Source organism: Herbaspirillum huttiense, assembly GCF_047300815.1.
GTDB classification, from domain to species: domain Bacteria; phylum Pseudomonadota; class Gammaproteobacteria; order Burkholderiales; family Burkholderiaceae_D; genus Herbaspirillum; species Herbaspirillum huttiense_A.
Genome location: NZ_CP178608.1, coordinates 4484662 through 4506489, shown reverse-complemented (window position 1 = coordinate 4506489; position 21828 = coordinate 4484662). Strand labels below are relative to the sequence as shown.

Genomic DNA, 21828 nt, shown 5'->3' with positions numbered 1-21828 from the left:
GACATTGTCCGGCTTGATCGCGGCATGGCGCAACCGCATGGAAAGCGGCGCTCTCAGGTAAGATGGTGCCGCGCACAAGTTCTTTCGATGAATGACCGGTCCAACCGGCCGCGCCGCCCCAGCGCATTGGCTCTCAACCCGGTGCGGCGCGCGGCAATGATGGAGAACCACGATGTTTGCCACAGAAAAATTCACCAACCCCGAAGCCGCCTATGCGCGCGTGCTGGAGATCTACGAACACAACACGGCCATCCTGCGCGATGCCTTCCGCCAGTTTTCCAATGGTCAGGGGATGCCGCAGCGGGTGCGTGCCTGCTATCCCTTCGTGCGCATCACCACCGAAAAATCCACCCACACCGATACCCGCCAGTCCTTCGGTTTCGTGGCCGGTCCCGGCTGCTACGAGACCACGCTCACGCGTCCCAAGCTGTTCCATCAATACCTGCTGGCCCAGTTCAAGCTGGTACTGCAGAACCATGACGTACCGCTGGAAGTGGGCGTGAGCGAGCTGCCGATTCCGGTACACTTCGCCTTCCCCGAAGGCATACACGTGGAAGGCAGCCTGGACCCGGAACACCTGCGCACGCTGCCCGATTACTTCGACCTGCCCGACCTGGCGACCATGGATGACCGCATCGCCAACGGCACCTATGAAGTGGACAACGGTGCCTGGCGCGAAGGGCCGCACCCGCTGGCGCTGTTCACCGGGCCGCGCATCGATTACTCGCTGCATCGCCTGCGCCATTACACGGCGACCTCGCCGGACCAGTTCCAGCGCTACGTGCTCTTCACCAACTACGCCTTCTACGTCGATGAATTCGTGCGCCTGGGCCGGCGCCTGATGGAAGCGACCGATGATCCGGATGAACTGGCCTATCGCCGCCAGTACACTGCCTTCGTCGAGCCCGGTAATGTCACCACCTGGAGTGCCAACCAGACCGGTACAGACACCAGGCCAGTTTCCGGTGTGGCACCAGCACGGCAGCCGCAGATGCCGGCCTATCACCTGCAGCGCGCCGATGGCAGCGGCATCACCCTGGTCAATATCGGCGTGGGCCCGTCCAATGCCAAGACGGTGACCGACCACGTGGCCGTCTTGCGTCCGCACGGCTGGCTGATGCTGGGCCACTGCGCTGGCTTGTCGGCCTCGCAGCGCATGGGCGATTACGTGCTGGCGCACGCCTATGTGCGGGACGATCACGTGCTCGATGACGACCTGCCGCTGTGGGTGCCGATCCCGGCGCTGGCCGAAGTACAGCTGGCCTTGCAGGATGCGGTGGCCAGCATCACCCAGCTCGATGGCTATGAGTTGAAGCGCATCATGCGTACCGGCACCGTGGCCTCGGTCGATGACCGCAACTGGGAACTGCGCGACCATCGCATGCCGCTGCTGCGCTTCTCGCAGAGCCGCGCCATCGCGCTGGACATGGAAAGTGCGACGGTGGCGGCCAACGGTTTCCGCTTCCGGGTGCCCTACGGCACGCTGCTGTGCGTCTCGGACAAACCGCTGCATGGCGAGATCAAGCTGCCCGGCATGGCCAATACCTTCTATGAGCAGCGCGTGGCGCAGCACTTGCAGATCGGCATTCGCGCGCTGGAGCTGTTGCGCAACAATGGCATCGAGCAGGTGCACAGCCGCAAGCTGCGCAGCTTTGCGGAGCCGGCGTTCCGCTGATTCACATTGCCGGTTGCGCCAAAGAGAAACGCCCGTGGCAGTCGATGTCGCGGGCGTTTTTCATGATGCGTCGAAAGCGGATCAGCGCGGCAGGCGATGCGTGATGGTCAGCCGATAGTAGAGCCCGGCACCGATGACCAGCGTCACCGCCGCCACGCTCAGCGAGGGCGTGAAGGAGCCGCTGCCCTTTACCAGGGCGGTAGCCAGTGGCGGACCGGCGATCTGGCCGATGCCGTAGGCGGCGGTCATCAGGGCCATGAGGCTGCTGGCCTGTTCGCGGCGCAGGCGGCGTGCTTCGCGCATGCCGAACAAGGTAATGGCGGTGAAGGGCAGGCCCAGCAGCAGGCAGCTCAGCGCAAAGCCGGGCGCGCTGGGAAACATGATCGACACCAGTACGCCCGCCGCCTGCATCAGGTAAGCCCCGGTCAGCAGCAAGCGCTGGTCGCCCTGCACCGACAAGCGGGTGGCGCTGAAGGCGCCTGCCGCCACCGACAGGCCGAAGATGGGCCAGAAATAATCCGGCCACACCGAGCCCGGCAGCGCCTGGCGCGCGATCACCGGCAGGAAGGTGGCGGTGATGATGTAGCCGAATCCGGCGATGCCGTAGGCAATCACCTGGATCATCACTTCGCGCTTCTGGCTCGCCGATTCCGGCACCGGAACCTGTGCTGCATTGCTGTCATGCGGATGCACGTTGAGGCCGCGTCCGGCATCGAAGCTGAACGACTTCCACACCAGCGCCGTGAGCCCGAGCGCGATGACACCGAAGAGGATCCAGCCACCGGCGGCCAGCCAGCCGGCCGCGATCATGGGGCCCGAGAGCAGGCCGGTCAGCGCGATGCCCAGGCCGGGACCGCAGAAGATCACGCCGCCCAGTTCCGGACGGCCCAGTTGCGTCAGTTGCTGCAGGCACCAGCCGGCGGTATAGACGAACACATAGGCGCTGGCCACGCCCGAGAGAAAGCGCATCCACAGCCAGATCCAGTCCTGATGCAGCACGCCCATGCCCAGCGTGAGCAGGATGGTCACCACCAGCCCGGCGCGCAGCATGGCCACGCCGCGCTTGCTGCGATGGAAGGCGCACAGCATGGCACCGGCGAAGTAGCCCAGGTAATTGGCGGTGGCCAGCCAGCCGCCCATCTGCAGCGAGAGGCTGCCTTCATGCAGCATCATCGGCAACAGCGGCGTGAAGGCGAAGCGGCCGATGCCCATCGCCACCGACAGGGCCACCATGCCGGACAGGCAGACTTTCCAGGCCAGCGCGTGAAGGGAGGCGCTGGGGTGTGAGGCGGCGGGCTGGGTCATGGGCAGGCGCAAAGGCGTGAGGTGAACAGGGGTCTATGCTATCGTCTTTCGGTCATTCCAAAAAATGAATAATCGGGATGACTTCATCTTGATTCGAGAACATCCACAGGAGCAGCCATGGAACTGGCCGAACTGGAAATCTTCCGCACCGTCGTCGCCGAAGGCGGCGTGACCCGCGCCGCCGAGTGGCTCAACCGGGTGCAGTCCAATGTCACCACGCGCATCAAGCAGCTGGAGCAGTCCATCGGTGTGCCGCTGTTCGTGCGTGACCGCAAACGGCTGGTACTCACTGCCTCGGGCGAAGCCCTGCTGGATTACGCCGAACGCATCCTCGACCTGGTGCAGGAGGCGCGCGAGGTGGTCTCGCCCCAGAATCCGCGGGGCCGCCTGCGCATCGGCTCCATGGAAAGCGCCGCCGCCAGCCGCCTGCCGGCGCCCCTGGCCGAATTCCACCAACGCTGGCCGGAAGTGCGGCTGGAGCTCTCGACCGGCCCGACCGATGTGATGATCGCCGGCGTGCGCACCGGCAAGCTTGATGCGGCGCTGGTGGCCGGGCCTATCGAGGATGCGGCCCTCTCGGCCACGCCGCTGTACAAGGAAGAGCTGCTGCTGGTGACGCCGTGCAGCCATCGCCGGGTGCGCTCTCCCGAGGATGTTCAGCTCGATACCCTGATCGTCTTCGAGCAGGGCTGCGCCTACCGCCGCCATGCCGAAAGCTGGTTCGCCGGGCAAGGCCGGGGTGGGGCGCCGGTGCGCACGCTGGAACTGGCCTCCTATCACGCTATCCTCGCCTGCGTGGCCGCCGGGGCCGGGGTGGCGGTGGTGCCGCGCTCGGTGATCGCCATGCAGATGGAACCCCACGGCTTTGTCACCCATTCGCTGGGCCGCGACGGGCGGGTCACCACTTACCTGATCAGCCGGCGCGAACGCAGCACGGCCTCCCTGCTGGCACTGCGGTCTTTACTTGTGGCAAGTCTTTGATATATTGGATTCATACAGGATTGTTTTGATATGCATCCGTCTGCACTAAATATGTTCGCATCTGCAGCATATGAAGAGGGTGTAACCATTTGTAAAAACGGCTGCGACGGGTGGGCTATTTCCCTATATTGAAGTTCCCCCTCCATTCTCCCCCCCGAGAATGGGATTTACCCCACGGCTCGCAAGGGACGTGGGGTTTTTCTTTTGTCCCGCGTCTTCCTTCCCACTTCACAGCTGTCTTTTCCCGTCATTTACGACAGGTCGCCGCCTGAACGGCCAGGTCGTGAGGAATGATGAGTACATATGTCCCAAGGTGCATATATTTTGATGTTTTCCACATTGTTGCCGCTACTTGCCGGATGACATATCCGCATGCCGGCAAGTGACTTATCTTTCGTCCCTGGCGCTGCGCGGTGATGGCGTTTTACTGCCGACGATCAGGTTGCCGCGCGCGGCCGTCTGGATCGCCAGCACGGCCGGGTGGCTGAGCCGGCGTTCGACCGAGATGGCGTAGAACTGCTCGCGGATGGCGTCGGTCTTGCCGATCTCGACCAGGCCGTATTGTTTGCGGATCTGCGCGGCAATGGCTGTCGGGGCGGCAAAAATCCCGGCGCCGGCGTCGCCGAAGGCCAGCAGCAGGGCGCCATCGTCGAATTCACCGGTGATGCGCGGGCGGATGCCTTCCTTCTCGAACCAGCGCAGCAGGCGCGGACGTACTGCCGCATCTTCTCCGGGCATCAGGAAGGGTGCGGTATCCATGCTCTGCGGAAACCCCTTGCGGTAGCGCCTGGCCAGTTCGGGCGTGGCGAAGAAGCTGGTATCGCATTCGCCCAGCAGATGGTGGTAGCCGCGCACGTCCACATTGGGTGGCATGGGGCTGTCGGCGATGATGATGTCCAGCTTGTGGATGGCCAGGTCGGCCAGCAGCACGTCGAGCTTGCCTTCGCGGCAGATGATGCGGATCGGGTCCTGCATGGCCAGTGCGCTTTCCAGCAGCAGGTAGGCAATCGCCTTGGGCACGGCATCGGCCACACCCACGCGCAGTTGCAGCGTGCGTCCGCCGGGGCGCAGGCGCAGCGCTTCTTCCAATTCCTCGCCCAGGCTGAAGATGCGCTCGGCATAGTCAAACACCATGCGGCCTTCATCGTTGAGTTCCAGCCGCCGTCCCACACGCTTGAAGAGCTTGTAGCCAAGGGCTTCTTCGAACAGGCTGATCTGCCCGCTGATGGTCTGGGCCGTCAGGTGCAGCCGCTCGCTGGCGCGCGCCACGCCACCGGTCTTGGCCACGGTCCAGAAATAGTGGAGATGCTTGTAGTTGAGGCTGGCCATGGCAATCACCCTTGTTTGGATACTTCGGTTTTTCCGAAGCATTATCTCAAAATATTCGAATTTTCATTCATCAGACTTTCGCCTAAAGTGACGCCTTGTCCGGTAGTGATCTTGAGTTGTCAGCGCGCCGGACATCGTTGCCAAACCTGACTTTGAGGAGAGCCTGATGAAATGTCCTGTCTGCACATCTCACAACCTGCTGATCTCGGAACGCCAGGGCATCGAGATTGATTACTGCCCGCAATGCCGGGGCGTGTGGCTGGATCGCGGCGAGCTGGACAAGCTGATCGACCGTTCCGCCGCCAGCCAGGCCAGTGCCGCGGCGCCCATGGCCGCGGCGCGGCCGGCGATGCACACGCCGCCGCCACCGGCCTACGATGCCCGCTACGGGCAGGGAGGGCATGGATATGAATACAAACGCAAGAAAAAAGGCTTCCTGGGCGAAATCTTCGACTTCGATTGAAGATGTTTTCCAGAAACCGAAAAACCGATCCCGCCCCTGGCGGATGAACAAGAAGAGAGAGGTCTGACGTGAACGGTGTAGAGAGTTTCGCAAGCCTGCCCATGTGGGGTGGTTTCATCGTCTTCGTGCTGGGGATGCTGGCCGTGGACATGTTCGCCCTGGGCGGACGCAATGCCCACCGGGTCTCGCCCAAGGAGGCGCTGGGCTGGTCGGCGGTGTGGGTGTCGCTGGCCTTCCTGTTCGCCGGCCTGATGTGGTGGTACCTCGATGCCAATGTCGGCCGCGAGTTCGCCAACCAGAAGGGTGCCGAGTTCCTCTCCGGCTACCTGATCGAGAAGGCGCTGTCGGTGGACAACATCTTCGTGTTCCTGATGATCTTCAGCTACTTCGCGGTGCCGGCTGAAATGCAGCGCCGCGTGCTGCTGTACGGTGTCATCGGTGCCATCGTCATGCGCGCCGTGATGATCCTCCTGGGTGCCTGGATGATCGCGCAGTTCAGCTGGATCCTGTATGTGTTCGGTGCCTTCCTGGTATTCACCGGCGTGAAGATGCTGATCTTCGCCGACAAGGAAGCTGATCTGGGCGACAACCCGCTGCTGCGCTGGCTGCGCGGCCATCTGAAGATCAGCAACGACTATGACGGCGAGAAGTTCACCACCCGCATCAATGGCGTGCGCTATTTCACCCCGCTGATGCTGGTGCTGCTGCTGATCGAAATTTCCGACGTGATCTTCGCGGTGGACAGCATCCCGGCGATCTTCGCCATCACCAAGGATCCGTTCATCGTCTTCACCTCGAACATGTTCGCCATCATGGGTCTGCGTGCGCTGTACTTCCTGCTGGCTGATTCGGCAGAGCGCTTCCACCTGCTCAAGTACGGCCTGGCCCTGGTGCTGCTGTTCGTGGGCGGCAAGATGCTGGCGTCCTACTGGTTCCACGTGCCGGTGCTGGTCTCGCTGTCCATCGTCGGTGCCATCCTGGTGATCTCCATCATCGCCAGCCTGGTCCTGACCAAGGGCAAGGAAAAGGAAACCACGGCGGGTTAAGCCGATTTGATGGACATGTGAACAATTCAACGTGGGGTTTGACCGGCTGGAGCGATCTGGCCGGTTTTTTTATGCGCGACTGAATAAATTGGATAAAACGATGCAAATTCGGCATCGCGTGTTTATTGGGGACGGAGTGCATTAGAATGTTGGCTCCCATTCTTCAGGTTTGCAGCGTCCGCCATGGCCCGCCTTCCCCGACTCGTCGTTCCGCACCAGCCGCACCACATCATCCAGCGTGGCCATGATGGCCTGGTCATCTTCGGCGATGCCGAGGACCATCTGGCCTTCCTCGGCTGGCTCAAGGATGCTGCACGGCAATTCAAGGTGGCCGTACATGCCTACGTGCTCATGCCGGATCACCTGCACCTGCTGGCCACCCCGTCCGACGACCAGGGCCTGGCACGGATGATGCAATGGATAGGGCGCCACTACGTCCCGTATTTCAATCAGAAGCATGGACGCAGCGGCACGCTGTGGCAGGGGCGTTACCGCGCCACCGTCATCGACGCCGAGCTCTACCTGCTGGCCATCTGCCGCTACATCGAGCTCAACCCCGTGCGCCGTGGCCTGGCGGCCAGCCCCGGGGAGTATCCGTGGTCCAGCTACATGCATCACATCGGGGCCAAGCAGGATGGCCTGATTACCGACCATCCCCAATATTGGTCGATTGGCAACACTCCCTTTGACCGCGAAATCGCCTATCGCCAGCTCACCGAAGAGGGCCTGGCGCGCGCCGAAGTGGAGCGCATCACCGATGCCACGCTCAAGGGTTGGGCGCTGGGTTCGGAAGAATTCAAGCAGGGGCTGGAGCGCCAGACCCACCGGCGCGTCAGTCCGGCCAAGCGTGGCCGCCCCGCCATCGTTCGCGTCGTGGGCGATGCGGATGAAGTATCCGTCCGGCAAGAATCGTAAGGTTTCAAAAATAAGCCTTTGCAATCAAGGACTTGAGTCCGCATTGCTTTGCTCTGTCCCTAATTTGAAAATCCTGAAAATTTTGGGGATTTTAATTGCACTCAGACCCTAATTATTTTCATTGAACTATTGGGTGCAGTGCACTATTCTTCAAATCCTTACAGTCAATGTGGTGGAGTTCCGTTATGCACGCGCAAGGCCTTTATGACCCAGCAAATGAACATGACGCCTGTGGCGTCGGTTTCATCGCCCACATCAAGGGCAAGAAAACCCATTCCATCGTTGACCAGGGTTTGCTCATCCTGAAGAACCTGGACCACCGGGGTGCTGTCGGTGCCGACCCGTTGATGGGTGACGGTGCCGGTATCCTGATCCAGATCCCCGACCAGTATTACCGTGAAGAGATGGCCAAGCAGGGCGTGGACCTGCCGCCGCCCGGTGAATACGGCGTGGGCATGGTCTTCCTGCCCAAGGAAAACGCTTCCCGCATTGCCTGTGAACAGGAAATCGAACGCGCGGTGCTGGCCGAAGGCCAGATCGTGCTGGGCTGGCGCGATGTGCCGGTGGACCGCGACATGCCGATGTCGCCGACCGTGCGCGAAAAAGAGCCGGTGATCCGCCAGATCTTCATCGGCCGCGGTCCCGACGTGATGGTCACCGACGCGCTGGAACGCAAGCTCTACGTGATCCGCAAGTCTTCCGGCCACGCCATCCAGGCCCTGAACCTGTTGCACGGCAAGGAATTCTTCGTGCCCTCGATGTCGGCCCGTACCGTGGTCTACAAGGGCCTGCTGCTGGCCGACCAGGTCGGCGTGTACTACAAGGACCTGCAGGACGAGCGCTGTGTCTCCGCGCTGGCCCTGGTGCACCAGCGCTTCTCCACCAACACCTTCCCGGAATGGCCGCTGGCCCACCCGTACCGCCTGATCGCCCACAACGGTGAAATCAACACCGTCAAGGGCAACTTCAACTGGATGCGCGCCCGCGAAGGCGTGATGCAGTCGGCTGTGCTGGGTTCGGACCTCAAGAAGCTGTTCCCGCTGATCTATGAAGGCCAGTCCGACACCGCCAGCTTCGACAACGCGCTGGAACTGCTGGTCATGGCCGGCTATCCGCTGCCGCAGGCGATGATGATGATGGTCCCCGAAGCCTGGGAAAACCACACCTCGATGGACGACAACCGCCGCGCCTTCTACGAATACCACGCCGCCATGATGGAACCGTGGGACGGCCCCGCTGCGCTGGCCTTCACCGACGGCCGCCACATCGGCGGCACGCTGGACCGCAACGGCCTGCGTCCGGCGCGCTACATCGTCACCGATGACGACCTGGTGGTGATGGCTTCCGAATCGGGCGTGCTGCCCATTCCCGAATCCAAGATCATCCAGAAGTGGCGCCTGCAGCCGGGCAAGATGTTCCTGATCGACCTGGATGCCGGCCGCATCATCGACGACAAGGAATTGAAGGACACCTACGCCAACGCCAAGCCCTACAAGCAGTGGATCAACTCGGTGCGCGTCAAGCTGGACGAGTTGAAGGAAGAGCCGCGCCAGCCGTCCTCGTCCCTGAAGCTGCTGGACCTGCAGCAGGTCTTCGGCTACACCCAGGAAGACGTCAAGTTCCTGATGGCCCCCATGGCCAGCGGCGGCGAGGAAGCCATCGGCTCCATGGGCAATGACTCGCCGCTGGCGGTCATGTCCAACAAGAACAAGCCGCTGTACAACTACTTCCGTCAGTTGTTCGCGCAGGTGACCAACCCGCCCATCGACCCGATCCGCGAAGCGCTGGTCATGTCGCTGGTGTCCTTCATCGGCCCCAAGCCCAACCTGCTGGACACCAACAACATCAACCCGCCGATGCGCCTGGAAGTGTCGCAGCCGGTGCTGGACTATGACGACATCGCCAAGCTGCGCAACATCAGCGCGCACAGCGGCGGCAAGTTCAAGTCCTACGAACTGAACATCTGCTACCCCGTGGCCTGGGGCAAGGAAGGCATCGAAGCCCGCCTGGCTTCGCTGTGCGCCAAGGCGGTCGATGCGGTCAAGTCGGGCCACAACATCCTGATCATTTCGGACCGCAAGGTCGATGCCGACCAGCTGCCGATCCCGGCACTGCTGGCCACCTCGGCCATCCACCAGCACCTGGTCAGCAAGGGCCTGCGCACCTCCACCGGCCTGGTGGTGGAAACCGGTTCGGCCCGCGAAACGCACCACTTCGCCCTGCTGGCAGGCTATGGCGCCGAAGCGATCCACCCGTACCTGGCCATGGACACCCTGGCCGATCTGGCCAAGGGCCTGCCGGGCGACCTGTCGCCTGAGAAGGCCATCTACAACTTCCAGAAGGCGGTCGGCAAGGGCTTGCTGAAGGTCATGTCCAAGATGGGCATCTCGACCTACATGTCCTACTGCGGCGCGCAGATCTTCGAAGCCATCGGCCTGTCCAAGGCGCTGGTGGACAAGTACTTCAAGGGCACCGCGTCCAACGTCGAAGGCATCGGCGTGTTCGAAGTGGCCGAAGAAGCGCTGCGCCTGCACACCGCCGCCTTCAGCGCCGACCCGGTGCTGGCCAATGCCCTGGACGCCGGTGGCGAATACGCCTTCCGCATCCGCGGCGAAGAGCACATGTGGACCCCGGACGCGATCGCCAAGCTGCAGCACTCGACCCGTTCGAACAGCTACAACACCTACAAGGAATACGCCCAGATCATCAACGACCAGTCCAAGCGCCACATGACGCTGCGCGGCCTGTTCGAGTTCAAGATCGACCCCTCCAAGGCGATCTCGATCGATGAAGTGGAACCGGCCAAGGAAATCGTCAAGCGCTTCGCCACCGGCGCCATGTCGCTGGGCTCGATCTCGACCGAAGCCCACGCCACGCTGGCTATCGCCATGAACCGCATCGGCGGCAAGTCCAACACGGGTGAAGGTGGCGAGGACGTCAACCGTTATCGCAACGAGTTGAAGGGCATCCCCATCAAGCAAGGTGCGACCCTGGCTTCCGAAATCGGCCGCGAACACATCGAAGTCGACATTCCCCTGCTGGAAGGCGACTCGCTGCGCTCGCGCATCAAGCAGGTGGCATCGGGCCGTTTCGGCGTCTCCGCCGAATACCTGATCTCGGCCGACCAGATCCAGATCAAGATGGCCCAGGGCGCCAAGCCTGGCGAAGGCGGCCAGCTGCCCGGCCACAAGGTCTCGGAATACATCGCCAAGCTGCGCGTGTCGGTGCCGGGCGTGGGCCTGATCTCGCCGCCGCCGCACCATGACATCTACTCCATCGAGGATCTGGCCCAGCTGATCCACGACCTGAAGAACGTCAACCCGCGCGCTTCCATCTCGGTCAAGCTGGTCTCCGAAGTGGGTGTGGGTACCGTGGCGGCCGGCGTGGCCAAGGCCAAGTCGGATCATGTGGTCATCGCCGGTCACGATGGCGGTACCGGTGCTTCGCCGCTGTCCTCAATCAAGCATGCCGGTTCGCCGTGGGAACTGGGCCTGGCTGAAACCCAGCAGACCCTGGTCCTCAACGGCCTGCGCAACCGCATCCGCGTGCAGGCTGACGGCCAGATGAAGACTGGCCGTGACGTCGTCATCGGCGCCATGCTGGGCGCGGACGAATTCGGTTTCGCCACCGCTCCGCTGGTGGTCGAAGGCTGCATCATGATGCGCAAGTGCCACCTCAACACCTGCCCGGTGGGCGTGGCTACGCAAGATCCGGTGCTGCGCGCCAAGTTCTCCGGCAAGCCGGAACACGTGGTCAACTTCTTCTTCTTCATCGCTGAAGAAGCGCGCCAGATCATGGCCCAGCTGGGCATCCGCAAGTTCGACGAACTGATCGGCCGCGCCGACCTGCTGGACCGTTCCAAGGCCATCGCGCACTGGAAGGCCAAGGGTCTGGACTTCAGCCGCATCTTCCATCAGCCCGAGTCGCACCTGCCGGTGTTCCACACCGACGTGCAAGACCACGGCCTGGACAAGGCACTGGACCACAAGCTGATCGCGCAAGCCAAGATCGCGCTGGAGAAGGGCGAGAAGGTTTCCTTCATCTCCCCGATCAAGAACCTCAACCGTACCGTCGGCGCCATGCTCTCGGGTGAAGTGGCCAAGCGTTACGGCGATGAAGGCCTGCCGGACGACACCATCCACATCCAGCTGCAAGGGACCGCAGGCCAGTCCGCCGGCGCCTTCCTGGCCAAGGGCGTGACCCTGGACCTGGTCGGCGAAGGCAACGACTACGTCGGCAAGGGCTTGTCGGGTGGCCGCATCATCGTGCGTCCCAACACCGAGTTCCGTGGCCGTGCCGTGGACAACATGATCTCGGGCAACACCGTCCTGTACGGTGCCATCAGCGGTGAAGCCTTCATCAACGGCGTGGCCGGCGAGCGTTTCGCCGTGCGCAACTCCGGTGCCACTGCAGTGGTGGAAGGCACGGGCGATCACGGTTGCGAATACATGACCGGCGGCACCGTGGTGGTGCTGGGCAACACCGGCCGCAACTTCGCAGCGGGCATGTCGGGTGGTATCGCTTATGTGTATGACCCGGAAGGCGATTTCGCCGGCAAGTGCAATACCTCGATGGTCAGCCTGGAGAAGGTCCTGTCCGACACCGAGCAGGAGCAGACCCTGGGCCGCGACATCTGGCACAGCCTGCTGCGCGGTGGCGAGCGCCAGACCGACGAAGCCATCCTGCGCGGCTTGATTGAACGCCACTTCAAGTACACCGGCAGCACGCGTGCGCGCTACCTGCTGGATAACTGGGCGGCGTCGCGCGCCAAGTTCGTCAAGGTGTTCCCGACCGAGTACAAGCGTGCGCTGGCCGAACTGGCCGCCGCTGCCCAAACGAAGAAGGAAAAGGTCGCTGCCTGATTCATCCTCAGGCAGTGATCGGACTAATCAATCAAGCACGCCGGCGGGCGTGGCGCCACCCGGAGTGAGAGCGCAGCCCGCCGCAATCCTTAGCGAGAATGTGAGAGGAAAATGGGAAAAGCAACCGGTTTCATGGAGTACCAGCGCCTGAAAGAGGCCAGCGAGGCACCTGCCACGCGTACCAAGCATTACAAGGAATTCGTCCTGCACCTGAGCGACGCTGACGCCAAGATCCAGGGCGCACGTTGCATGGACTGCGGCATCCCCTTCTGCAACAACGGCTGCCCGGTCAACAACATCATCCCCGACTGGAATGACCTGGTCTATCGCGGCAACTACAAGGAAGCCCTGGACACCCTGCACCAGACCAACAACTTCCCCGAGTTCACCGGCCGCATCTGCCCGGCACCCTGCGAAGCCGCCTGCACCCTGGGCATCAACAACGACGCAGTGGGCATCAAGTCGATCGAGCACTTCATCATCGACAAGGGTTGGGAAAACGGCTGGGTCGTGCCGCAACCGGCCGCCATCAAGACCGGCAAGAAGGTTGCCGTGGTCGGCTCCGGTCCTGCCGGCCTGGCCGCAGCCCAGCAGCTGGCGCGCGCCGGTCACGACGTGACCGTGTTCGAGAAGAACGACCGCGTCGGCGGCCTGCTGCGTTATGGCATCCCCGACTTCAAGATGGAAAAGTCGCACATCGACCTGCGCGTGGAACAGATGAAGGCCGAAGGCGTCACTTTCCGCACCGGTGTCTTCGTCGGCAAGGAATTCCCCGAGACCGTCAACAACTGGTCCAAGGAAAGCGTGACTCCGGAAGAGCTGAAGAAGGAATTCGACGCAGTGGTCATCGCTGGTGGTGCGGAGTCCCCGCGTGACCTGCCGGTGCCGGGCCGCGAGCTGAAGGGCGTGCATTTCGCCATGGACTTCCTGCCGCTGCAGAACAAGGTCAATGCCGGCGACAAGCTGAAGAACCAGATCATGGCCACCGGCAAGAGCGTGGTCGTCATCGGCGGTGGCGACACCGGCTCTGACTGCGTCGGTACCTCCAACCGTCACGGTGCAGCGTCGGTGACCCAGTTCGAACTGATGCCGCAACCGCCGGAATCCGAAAACAAGCCGCTGGTCTGGCCCTACTGGCCGATCAAGTTGCGCACCTCTTCCTCGCATGAGGAAGGTTGCGAACGCGACTTCGCCGTCACCACCAAGCGCCTGGAAGGCAAGGGCGGCAAGGTCGAGAAGCTGATCGCGGCGCGCGTCGAGATCAAGGACGGCAAGATGGTCGAAGTGCCCGATTCGGAATTCGAGATCAAGGCTGACCTGGTGCTGCTGGCCATGGGCTTTGTCTCGCCGGTGCAGCAGGTGCTGGACGCCTTCGGCGTCGAGAAGGATGCGCGCGGCAATGCCAAGGCCACTACCGATGGCGAAGGCTGCTACAAGACGTCGGTGGAGAAGGTCTTTGCTGCAGGCGACATGCGCCGTGGCCAGTCGCTGGTGGTGTGGGCGATCCGCGAAGGCCGCCAGTGCGCACGTGCGGTGGATGAATTCCTGATGGGTTCTTCGCTGCTGCCGCGCTGATCGGCATCTGGTATCGATCGGTAAATGATTTATATGATTTATATGATTTAAAAAGTATCAAGCAGTACGCAGTATTCCGCAGTTTTCGTTTGACCCTGGACCCGGATCGGCGCAAGCCGGTCCGGTTTTTTTTCGTCATGTGGTTCGTTCCACGCCCGTGCGCCAAGCCCCATGCGCTTTGGCAGCGCGTGTAAAATGGCCCATCGCCGCATGCCGGCACCATCCCTACGCACATTGCAATGGCAACCCCGATCCGCTACCGCATCACTTCCCTCGATCCTGCCTCCCATCTCTACGACGTCAGCGTCACCGTCGATAGCCCGGCCGCTGACGGCCAGCTCTTCTCGTTGCCGGCCTGGATTCCGGGCAGCTACATGATCCGTGAATTCGGCAAGAACATCGTGCAATTGCGGGGCGAATCCAATGGCCGCAAGGTGGCAGTGAAGAAGCTGGACAAGCACACCTGGCAAGCCGCCCCCTGCAAGGGCGCACTGACGCTGCACTATCAGGTGTATGCCTGGGACCTGTCGGTGCGCACGGCCCACCTGGACCGCACCCATGGCTTCTTCAACGGCACCAGCGTCTTCCTGGCCGCGCATGGGTTCGAGGAGGGCGAGCAGGTGGTGGACATCGTTCGTCCCGAAGGGGAAGACTTCAAGCGCTGGCGTGTGGCCACGGCCATGCCTGAACTGAAGGCCAAGCGCTATGGTTTCGGGACTTACCTTGCACCGAACTACGATGCGCTGATCGATCATCCGGTGGAAATCGGCGACTTTGCCCTGGCCACTTTCCAGGCGCATGGCGTGCCGCACGATGTGGTCATCACGGGCCGCGTGCCCAATCTCGACCTGGCGCGCCTGTGCGATGACCTGAAGAAGATCTGCGAGGCGCAGATCGCCTTCTTCGAGCCGCGCAGCAAGCGTGCGCCCATGGATCGCTACGTCTTCATGACGCTGGCCGTGGGCGATGGCTACGGCGGTCTGGAACACCGTGCATCGACCGCGCTGATCTGCTCGCGGGCCGACCTGCCGGTCAAGGGCAAGCCGGAGCAGACCGATGGCTACCGCACTTACCTGGGCCTGTGCAGCCATGAGTATTTCCACACCTGGAACGTCAAGCGCATCAAGCCGGCGGTGTTCGCGCCCTACGATCTGCGCCAGGAAAACTACACCTCGCTGCTGTGGCTCTTCGAGGGCTTTACCAGTTATTACGACGACCTGTTCCTGGTCCGTACCGGTGTCATCGATGTCGACAACTACCTCAAGCTGGTCGGCAAGACGGTCACGGGCGTGCTGCGCGGCAGCGGCCGCAAGAAACAGAGCGTGGCCGAATCCAGCTTCGATGCCTGGGTCAAGTATTACCGACAGGATGAAAACGCCACCAATGCCATCGTCAGTTACTACACCAAGGGCTCGCTGGTGGCGCTGGGGCTGGACCTGACCATCCGCAGCCAGACCCGTGGCCGCCGTTCGCTGGATGATGTGATGCGCGGTTTGTGGACGCGCTATGGCCGCGACTTCTACGACGGCAAGCAGCAGGGCGTGCCGGAAGACGAGATCCTGGCCATCATGGAAGAGTTGAGCGGCGCTGACCTCAAGCGTTTCCATGACCGTCACATCCGTGGTACCGAGGATGTGCCGCTGGATGAACTGCTGCCCGCCTTCGGTGTGGCCTATGAGGCCAGCGTACCTGCTGATGCCAAGCCTTGGCTCGGCGCACGCATCGGCAAGGAAGGCGGCGACGCCAAGCTGGCCGCCGTCTATGAGGGCGGCCCGGCGATGCAGGCGGGCCTGTCGGCCGGCGACAAACTGGTCGCCATCGATGGCCTGCGCGTACCGGCGGCGGGGCCTGACGGTTTGCTGGCGCGCTATCGTTTCAATGACACCGTGCGCATCCACGCCTTCCGCCGTGATGAACTGATGGAGTTCAGCGTCAGGCTCAAGTCCGATACCGCACCGCAGGTTGCGCTCAAGGCGCTGGCCAAGCCGGTGGCGGTGCTGCGTCAGCGCCAGGCATGGCTCACCCTGAAGGGCCGCTGATTTGACGCGGCGTCGCTTGTCTCAATGACGCAAGACGAAAAAAAACCCGCCAACGCAAATCGGCGGGTTTTTTCTTGCAGCAGAAAAAGCGAATTACTTGGCTTCTTCAGCGCCGCCAGCAGCTTCACCTTCAGCGGCCACTTGACCAGCCGGCACGGTGGCGGTGGCGATGGTCAGGTTTTCCTGGGTCACGGCGGTCACGCCGTTGGGCAGCTTCAGGTCAGCCAGGTGGATCGATTGACCGACGTCCAGCTTGGCCAGGTCGACTTCGATGAACTCAGGCAGGTTCTTCGGCAGGCAGGTCACGTCCAGTTCAGCAGCCACGTGGCTGATGATGCCGGCGTGCAGCTTGACGGCCGGGGAGATCTCGGCGTTCACGAAGTGCAGGGGCACCTTGGTGTGCAGCTTCTGGGAAGCATCCACGCGTTGGAAGTCAACGTGCAGGACCAGTTGCTTGAACGCGTGGACTTGGAAGTCACGCAGCAGCACTTGCTCGACCTTGCCGTCGATTTCCAGGTCCAGGATGGACGAGTGGAAGGTTTCCTTTTTCAGGGCGTGGTACAGCGCGTTGTGGTCAACAGCGATGTTCAGCGGGGCAGCGGTGCCACCGTAGACGATGCCCGGGGTTTGACCCGCGCGACGCAGGCGGCGGCTCGCTCCGGTGCCCTGTTCATTACGCGGAAAGGCGATGACTTTCATGTGATAACTCCAATGTTGGCGGGGCTCGTCGTGGAATCATTCCATGGACGGTTGCCCCGTGAGATAAATATTCCCCGCGACCAGGGAATACGAAAAAACCTCGCTGCGAAAAAACGCAGCGAGGCGAATGCAAAATCTTATTCAGCAAACAGCGACATCACCGAGTCACCCTTGGTGATGCGCTTGAAGGTCTCGGCCAGCAGGTCGGCGCAGGTCAGCTGACGTACCTTCGGGCAGCCGCGTGCAGCGGGCGACAGCGGAATGGTGTCGGTGACGACCAGTTCATCCAGCGGCGAATTGGCGATGCGATCGATGGCCGGACCCGACAGCACCGGGTGCGTACAGTAAGCCACGACCTTCTTGGCGCCACGTTCCTTCAACACTTCCGCTGCCTTGGTCAGGGTACCGGCGGTATCGACCATGTCATCCATGATGACGCAGTTGCGGCCTTCGACTTCACCGATGATGTTCATCACTTCGGAGACGTTGGCCTTCGGACGGCGCTTGTCGATGATGGCCAGGTCGCAGTTCAGGCGCTTGGCCAGCGCACGGGCGCGCACCACGCCGCCGACGTCGGGCGAGACCACCAGCAGGTCGTCGTAGTTCTTGTTGACCAGGTCGCCAAGCAGGATCGGCGAGGCGTAGATGTTGTCCACCGGGATATCGAAGAAGCCCTGGATCTGGTCTGCGTGCAGATCCATGATCAGGACGCGCTCGACGCCGGCTTCCTGCAACATGTTGGCCACGACCTTGGCCGAGATGGCAACGCGCGCCGAACGCGGGCGGCGGTCCTGGCGGGCATAGCCGAAGTAGGGGATGGCGGCGGTGATGCGACCAGCCGATGCGCGCTTCAGAGCATCGACCATGATCATGATTTCCATCAGGTTGTCATTGGTCGGTGCGCAGGTGGACTGCAGCACGAAGACGTCCTTGCCGCGAACGTTTTCATTGATCTCGACCATGACTTCGCCGTCGGAGAACTTCGAAACATTGGCCTTGCCCAGCGGGATACCGAGTTTCTCAGCGACGCCGCGCGCCAGTTCGGGGTTGGCGTTGCCCGTAAAAACCATCAGGTTCTCAAGTGCCATGTGGGTATCCCTGAATGCAATCGTTAAAAAGTCGAAAAGCCGACAATGCTTGACTTGTTCGGTCTCACATTGACGGCTTATTTTTCTGACTGGACCCGGGCCTGATCAAACAAGGCCTGTCCGAATTAAATGGCAGGGGAACAAGGATTCGAACCTTGGAATGCCGGAATCAAAATCCGGTGCCTTAACCAGCTTGGCGATTCCCCTACGCAACTTGCTGTTTGCCGTGCCGGCGCGCTCATCTTCAGGCGCTGCGTCTTCGTCAAACCAATTCTCTAATTCTCTATTACGACTGCACTAAATGGGCGAGAGGATGTTCCTGCATCGCTTTGGCTTTCCAGCCGATCCAGCGCGAAGGCAATTGCTTGAGCACTTCGTCTGCCTCATGTTCGTGTTCGAATGCACTAAACACACAGGCGCCAGATCCGGTCATCCTTGCACTCCCGAATTTGCCCAGCCACTCGACTGCTGCTGCCACTTCGGGGAAATGTGCGGTTGCCACCATTTCCAGATCGTTTTTCCCGAAGCTGGAAGCAACTTGTTTCGTCGCATCAGGAAAGTCCGTTATTCTGACGGGTTGCGTATCCCTTGTCAACAACTTTGATGAAAAAATTATTGAAGTTGGAACAGATACGCCCGGTTCGATCACCACATACCAGCACTCGGCGGTATGCAGTACCGACAATTCTTCACCCACACCTTCGGCGAATGCATTGCGGCCGAACAGGAAGAAGGGAACATCGGCCCCCAGCTTCAGGCCCATCTCCATCAGCGAGGCGCGATTGTAGCCGCATTTCCATAAATGATTCAAGACCAATAATGTCGTTGCCGCGTCCGACGAGCCGCCACCGACTCCGCCGCCCATGGGCAGCACTTTGTGCACCGTGATGTCGGCGCCCAGTTGTAGCTGGCCGCTGGCCTCGCGCAGCAGGTGCGCGGCACGGATCACCAGGTCCGATGCCTCAGGCACGCCGGGGACCTCATTGGTACGGCGGATCTGCCCATCCTCGCGCAGGCTGAAATCAAGCGTGTCGCAGCGATCGATCAGCTGGAAGGCCGATTGCAGCAGGTGATAGCCATCCGGGCGGCGGCCGGTCACGTGCAGGAACAGGTTCAGCTTGGCCGGCGCCGGGCAGGCGGTGAGGGTGGTGGTCATGCGCAGTGCGAATTCTTCAGTTGTGGATCAAACGCGGTGCAGGTTCAGCCATCAGGCATTCCATCAAGGCCTCTTCCAGCCATCGATGGCGATGCGGATCGCCACCTTGCCGGCCTGCGTGGTGCTGCGGGTGAGGTCGATGCGCTTGGGGCGCGCCTGGCCGCTGGCGGCATCGCTCTCCCAGTTGGCATAGGTGACGCGCCAGCCATCGCGGGTGGTGAAGCTGGCATCGTTCTCGCCGGCCCTGGCCACGAAGGGTTTGCCGCTGGCATCGATGCCGCTGCCCTGCAGCCACTGGCGCATGCCCGAGACCGGCAGCGGCCAGCCCAACGATTGCGCGGCCAGGGCATCCACATCGGCCGCTACCTGCGGTGCGCGGCCTGACTGCACCAGCGTGGCGATGCCGGGCTTGACGTTGATGGTGGCCACCGTCTGGCCCAAGGGCGAGAACATCTCCAGGTTCAGCTCCTGCGCGGTCTGCTTCCAGAAGAAGCTGCCGTGCAGGGATTGCGGACGGTCATCCTGCTCGTACTGCACCGAGATGCGGCCATCGATCTCGATGCTGGACTGGTAAGCCGGAGCAGTGGTGTCCGGTGCCACGGCATCCTGCGACACCGTGGCGCAACCGCCGAGCAGAGCCGCCAGGCAGAGGGCAGCGGCCACCGGGAAAGCGCGTGTTTTGCTCATAACTTCACATTGAGACGCGACAGCGTGCTTTTCAGGACTTCGTTATTGGGTTCCTTGAGGCTGACTTCGCGCCAGACCTTGCGGGCTTCGTCCTGCTTGCCATTGGTCCACAGCACTTCGCCCAGGTGCACGCCGATCTCCACATCCGGGCGCAGGCCATAGGCGCGGCGCATCTGGGTTTCGGCCTGTTCGGCGCGGCCCATGCGGAACAGCACCCAGCCCAGGCTGTCGGCGATGAAGGGATCTTCCGGCGCCAGGTCGGCCGCTTTCTGGATCAGTTCCAGCGCTTCCGGCAGGCGGATGTTGCGATCGGCCAGCGAATAGCCCAGCGCGTTGTAGGCGTGCTGGTTGCCCGGCGCCAGCTGCATCACCCGGCGCAGCGACTTTTCCATCTCGTCGAACTGGCCCAGTTTTTCCAGGACCATCGAATAGTCGTAGAGCAGGTCGGTATTGTTGGGGAAGCGCTGCAGGCCACCCTTGAGCACGTCGGCCGCTTCCTGGTTGCGGTTGGCATCGCGCAGCAGGCCCGACTCGGCCACCAGCAATTGCAGCTGTTCGCCATCGTTGGTCGATTCGGCTTGCGCATCTTCCAGCGCTTTGCGCGCGCCTTCGACGTCGTTCTTGCGGGCCAGCAATTGGGCGCGGCGTACCTGGATGTTCAGATAGCCTTCGGTGCCGGGTTCTGCCTGGTCCAGGTAGCGCAGGGCCGAATCCAGGTCGCGGCGCTCCTCGGCGATGCGCGAGAGCAGCAGCAGGGCCTGGCTGGGATCGCGGTCTTCTTCAGGCTGGGCCGAGAGCACTTGCAGGTAGCGCTGCAGATAGTATTCGGCATCCTTCAACTGGTCGGTCTGGGCCGAGAGCACGCCCAGGGCGAAGAGGGTGGTGGCATCTTCGCCGTCTTCCTTCAGCAGGGTCTCGAACTGGGTGCGCGCCAGCTTGAAATCCTTCGCCTCGACCAGGCTGCGGGCATAGGCCACGCGCACCTCGCGCGCATCCGGATACTTGCGCAGGAAGTCCGTCACCAGCCTGGTCGCATCCTTGTTGTTGGAGGCGACCTGGGCGGCGGTGAGTACGGCCAGTTCCGAATCGGGCTTGATCTTCATGGCAGCGGCGGCTTCGCGCTGGGCGGTGGCGCCGTCGCCCATGCTGAAGGCACCCTGGGCCAGGGCCAGGTGGGTTTCCATCAGGTTGCCGTAGGGCTTGCTGATGTTTTGCAGGATGGTGTAGCTGGCCTGCTTGTCCTTGGCCCGTGCCAGCAGACGCTGAATTTGCAGCAGCATCGGTCCGCGCGCCTGCGGGGCGGCATCGGCCAGGCGCTGGGTGAGCAGCGGTTCGATCTCGTCCACGCTGTCCGAGAGCATGATCAGGCCCAGGTAATTCTGCAGGGCTTCATCCGAATGCGGTGCCAGCTCGGTCCACAGGCGCACCGCCACCAGCGCTTCGCCGGCCTGGCGCGCGGCCACCGCCATCTCGGCGGCCCGCTTGGCCAGGCGCGGGTCGCGCGTCTGCTGGGCCGCAGCCAGCATGGTCACGTAGGCCGATTGCCATTGACCGCGCTGGAAGGCGATCTCGGCTGTCAGCACTTTGTAAAGGATGTCCTCGCTCAGCTCCATGGCCGGCAGCGTATCTTCCTGCTGCTGGACCTTGGCCTTGGGCGTCTTCTTGCGATTGGCCGGCTTCGAGGAAGCCGTCTTCTGGTCAGTGGCCGCCTGCGTGTTCTCCTTGTCGCCGGGCTGCTGGAAGCTTGCGCAGGCAGTCAGCAGCAGGGAACTGGTGAGGAGGGCGATGGTTTTTTTCAAGATGTCATCCTGACGATTCGAGAGAGTGTCGATTTTACGCGCAACAACCGTGGCGTTGCTGACGGCGCTGATAGTGCAGATAGCGCAGTGTAATCCATCTTTGACAAGCTTCTGTCCCGAGGTTGCACACGCGGCTTCAGGTCTTGATTTCGGCAAGTGCATTATCATATGCAGCTTCCCGCTAGCCCCCGGCTAGCCTTGATCTCCCC

At 62.2% G+C, this 21828-nt stretch carries 15 protein-coding genes and 1 tRNA gene; 8 read left to right on the top strand and 8 right to left on the bottom strand.

Annotated features, from left to right (window positions below):
* Positions 1–172 precede the first annotated feature (172 nt).
* Entirely contained in the window at positions 173–1675 is a 1503-nt protein-coding gene (locus ACLRDN_RS20610; protein ID WP_413457794.1) for an AMP nucleosidase, read from the top strand.
* An 81-nt stretch (positions 1676–1756) separates the two neighbouring features.
* Here the strand turns inward: ACLRDN_RS20610 and ACLRDN_RS20605 are convergent, their stop codons facing one another.
* A complete protein-coding gene (locus ACLRDN_RS20605; protein ID WP_413457793.1) occupies positions 1757–2980 on the bottom strand; it encodes an MFS transporter in 1224 nt (407 codons plus the stop codon).
* A gap of 117 nt (positions 2981–3097) precedes the next feature.
* Here ACLRDN_RS20605 and ACLRDN_RS20600 point away from each other — a divergent pair, with 117 nt between their 5' ends.
* Positions 3098–3961: a LysR substrate-binding domain-containing protein gene (locus tag ACLRDN_RS20600; protein WP_413457792.1), complete on the top strand. Its 864-nt coding sequence runs from the start codon at positions 3098–3100 to the stop codon at positions 3959–3961.
* A gap of 387 nt (positions 3962–4348) precedes the next feature.
* Here the strand turns inward: ACLRDN_RS20600 and nhaR are convergent, their stop codons facing one another.
* On the bottom strand, positions 4349–5290 hold the full coding sequence (nhaR, locus tag ACLRDN_RS20595; protein ID WP_413457791.1) for a transcriptional activator NhaR: 942 nt from the start codon (positions 5288–5290) through the stop codon (positions 4349–4351).
* 166 nt (positions 5291–5456) lie between these two features.
* Between nhaR and ACLRDN_RS20590 the strand changes: the two genes are divergently transcribed.
* From ACLRDN_RS20590 to ACLRDN_RS20565, 6 genes are all read left to right on the top strand, one after another.
* Positions 5457–5753, top strand: coding sequence for a zf-TFIIB domain-containing protein (locus tag ACLRDN_RS20590; protein WP_413457790.1), 297 nt, complete (start codon positions 5457–5459; stop codon positions 5751–5753).
* A gap of 68 nt (positions 5754–5821) precedes the next feature.
* A complete protein-coding gene (locus tag ACLRDN_RS20585) occupies positions 5822–6799 on the top strand; it encodes a TerC family protein (protein ID WP_413457789.1) in 978 nt (325 codons plus the stop codon).
* Between the two features lie 183 nt (positions 6800–6982).
* Positions 6983–7714, top strand: coding sequence for a transposase (locus ACLRDN_RS20580; protein ID WP_413457788.1), 732 nt, complete (start codon positions 6983–6985; stop codon positions 7712–7714).
* A gap of 185 nt (positions 7715–7899) precedes the next feature.
* Positions 7900–12576, top strand: coding sequence for a glutamate synthase-related protein (locus ACLRDN_RS20575; protein ID WP_413457787.1), 4677 nt, complete (start codon positions 7900–7902; stop codon positions 12574–12576).
* A 111-nt stretch (positions 12577–12687) separates the two neighbouring features.
* A complete protein-coding gene (locus ACLRDN_RS20570; protein ID WP_413457786.1) occupies positions 12688–14151 on the top strand; it encodes a glutamate synthase subunit beta in 1464 nt (487 codons plus the stop codon).
* Positions 14152–14390: 239 nt separating this feature from the next.
* Positions 14391–16190 carry a M61 family metallopeptidase gene (locus ACLRDN_RS20565; protein WP_413457785.1) on the top strand — a complete coding sequence of 600 codons (1800 nt, stop codon included), beginning with the start codon at positions 14391–14393 and terminating at the stop codon, positions 16188–16190.
* 93 nt (positions 16191–16283) lie between these two features.
* Here ACLRDN_RS20565 and ACLRDN_RS20560 read toward each other — a convergent pair whose 3' ends face one another.
* The 6 genes from ACLRDN_RS20560 to ACLRDN_RS20535 form a co-directional block, all read right to left on the bottom strand.
* Positions 16284–16889 carry a 50S ribosomal protein L25/general stress protein Ctc gene (locus tag ACLRDN_RS20560; protein ID WP_039784118.1) on the bottom strand — a complete coding sequence of 202 codons (606 nt, stop codon included), beginning with the start codon at positions 16887–16889 and terminating at the stop codon, positions 16284–16286.
* Positions 16890–17026: 137 nt separating this feature from the next.
* Positions 17027–17977 (bottom strand): ribose-phosphate pyrophosphokinase, encoded by a 951-nt coding sequence (locus ACLRDN_RS20555; RefSeq protein WP_008332043.1) that lies wholly within the window; start codon positions 17975–17977, stop codon positions 17027–17029.
* 130 nt (positions 17978–18107) lie between these two features.
* A tRNA-Gln gene (locus tag ACLRDN_RS20550) sits at positions 18108–18184 on the bottom strand.
* Between the two features lie 79 nt (positions 18185–18263).
* The gene (gene ispE, locus ACLRDN_RS20545; RefSeq protein WP_413457784.1) at positions 18264–19133 is read right to left on the bottom strand and encodes a 4-(cytidine 5'-diphospho)-2-C-methyl-D-erythritol kinase; all 870 of its coding nucleotides are present in this window, start codon (positions 19131–19133) and stop codon (positions 18264–18266) included.
* Between the two features lie 63 nt (positions 19134–19196).
* The gene (lolB, locus tag ACLRDN_RS20540; RefSeq protein WP_413457783.1) at positions 19197–19820 is read right to left on the bottom strand and encodes a lipoprotein insertase outer membrane protein LolB; all 624 of its coding nucleotides are present in this window, start codon (positions 19818–19820) and stop codon (positions 19197–19199) included.
* Complete coding sequence (locus ACLRDN_RS20535) at positions 19817–21619, bottom strand: tetratricopeptide repeat protein (protein WP_413457782.1); 1803 nt, start codon at positions 21617–21619, stop codon at positions 19817–19819. Before ACLRDN_RS20535 ends, lolB begins: the two co-directional genes overlap by 4 nt.
* Positions 21620–21828: the final 209 nt, after the last annotated feature.

Coding starts and splice junctions, on each gene's coding strand:
- ACLRDN_RS20610 (WP_413457794.1), top strand. CDS start 173: ATGTTTGCCACAGAAAAATTCACCAACCCCGAAGCCGCCTATGCGCGC.
- ACLRDN_RS20605 (WP_413457793.1), bottom strand. CDS start 2,980: ATGACCCAGCCCGCCGCCTCACACCCCAGCGCCTCCCTTCACGCGCTG.
- ACLRDN_RS20600 (WP_413457792.1), top strand. CDS start 3,098: ATGGAACTGGCCGAACTGGAAATCTTCCGCACCGTCGTCGCCGAAGGC.
- nhaR (WP_413457791.1), bottom strand. CDS start 5,290: ATGGCCAGCCTCAACTACAAGCATCTCCACTATTTCTGGACCGTGGCC.
- ACLRDN_RS20590 (WP_413457790.1), top strand. CDS start 5,457: ATGAAATGTCCTGTCTGCACATCTCACAACCTGCTGATCTCGGAACGC.
- ACLRDN_RS20580 (WP_413457788.1), top strand. CDS start 6,983: ATGGCCCGCCTTCCCCGACTCGTCGTTCCGCACCAGCCGCACCACATC.
- ACLRDN_RS20575 (WP_413457787.1), top strand. CDS start 7,900: ATGCACGCGCAAGGCCTTTATGACCCAGCAAATGAACATGACGCCTGT.
- ACLRDN_RS20570 (WP_413457786.1), top strand. CDS start 12,688: ATGGGAAAAGCAACCGGTTTCATGGAGTACCAGCGCCTGAAAGAGGCC.
- ACLRDN_RS20565 (WP_413457785.1), top strand. CDS start 14,391: ATGGCAACCCCGATCCGCTACCGCATCACTTCCCTCGATCCTGCCTCC.
- ACLRDN_RS20560 (WP_039784118.1), bottom strand. CDS start 16,889: ATGAAAGTCATCGCCTTTCCGCGTAATGAACAGGGCACCGGAGCGAGC.
- ACLRDN_RS20555 (WP_008332043.1), bottom strand. CDS start 17,977: ATGGCACTTGAGAACCTGATGGTTTTTACGGGCAACGCCAACCCCGAA.
- ispE (WP_413457784.1), bottom strand. CDS start 19,133: ATGACCACCACCCTCACCGCCTGCCCGGCGCCGGCCAAGCTGAACCTG.
- lolB (WP_413457783.1), bottom strand. CDS start 19,820: ATGAGCAAAACACGCGCTTTCCCGGTGGCCGCTGCCCTCTGCCTGGCG.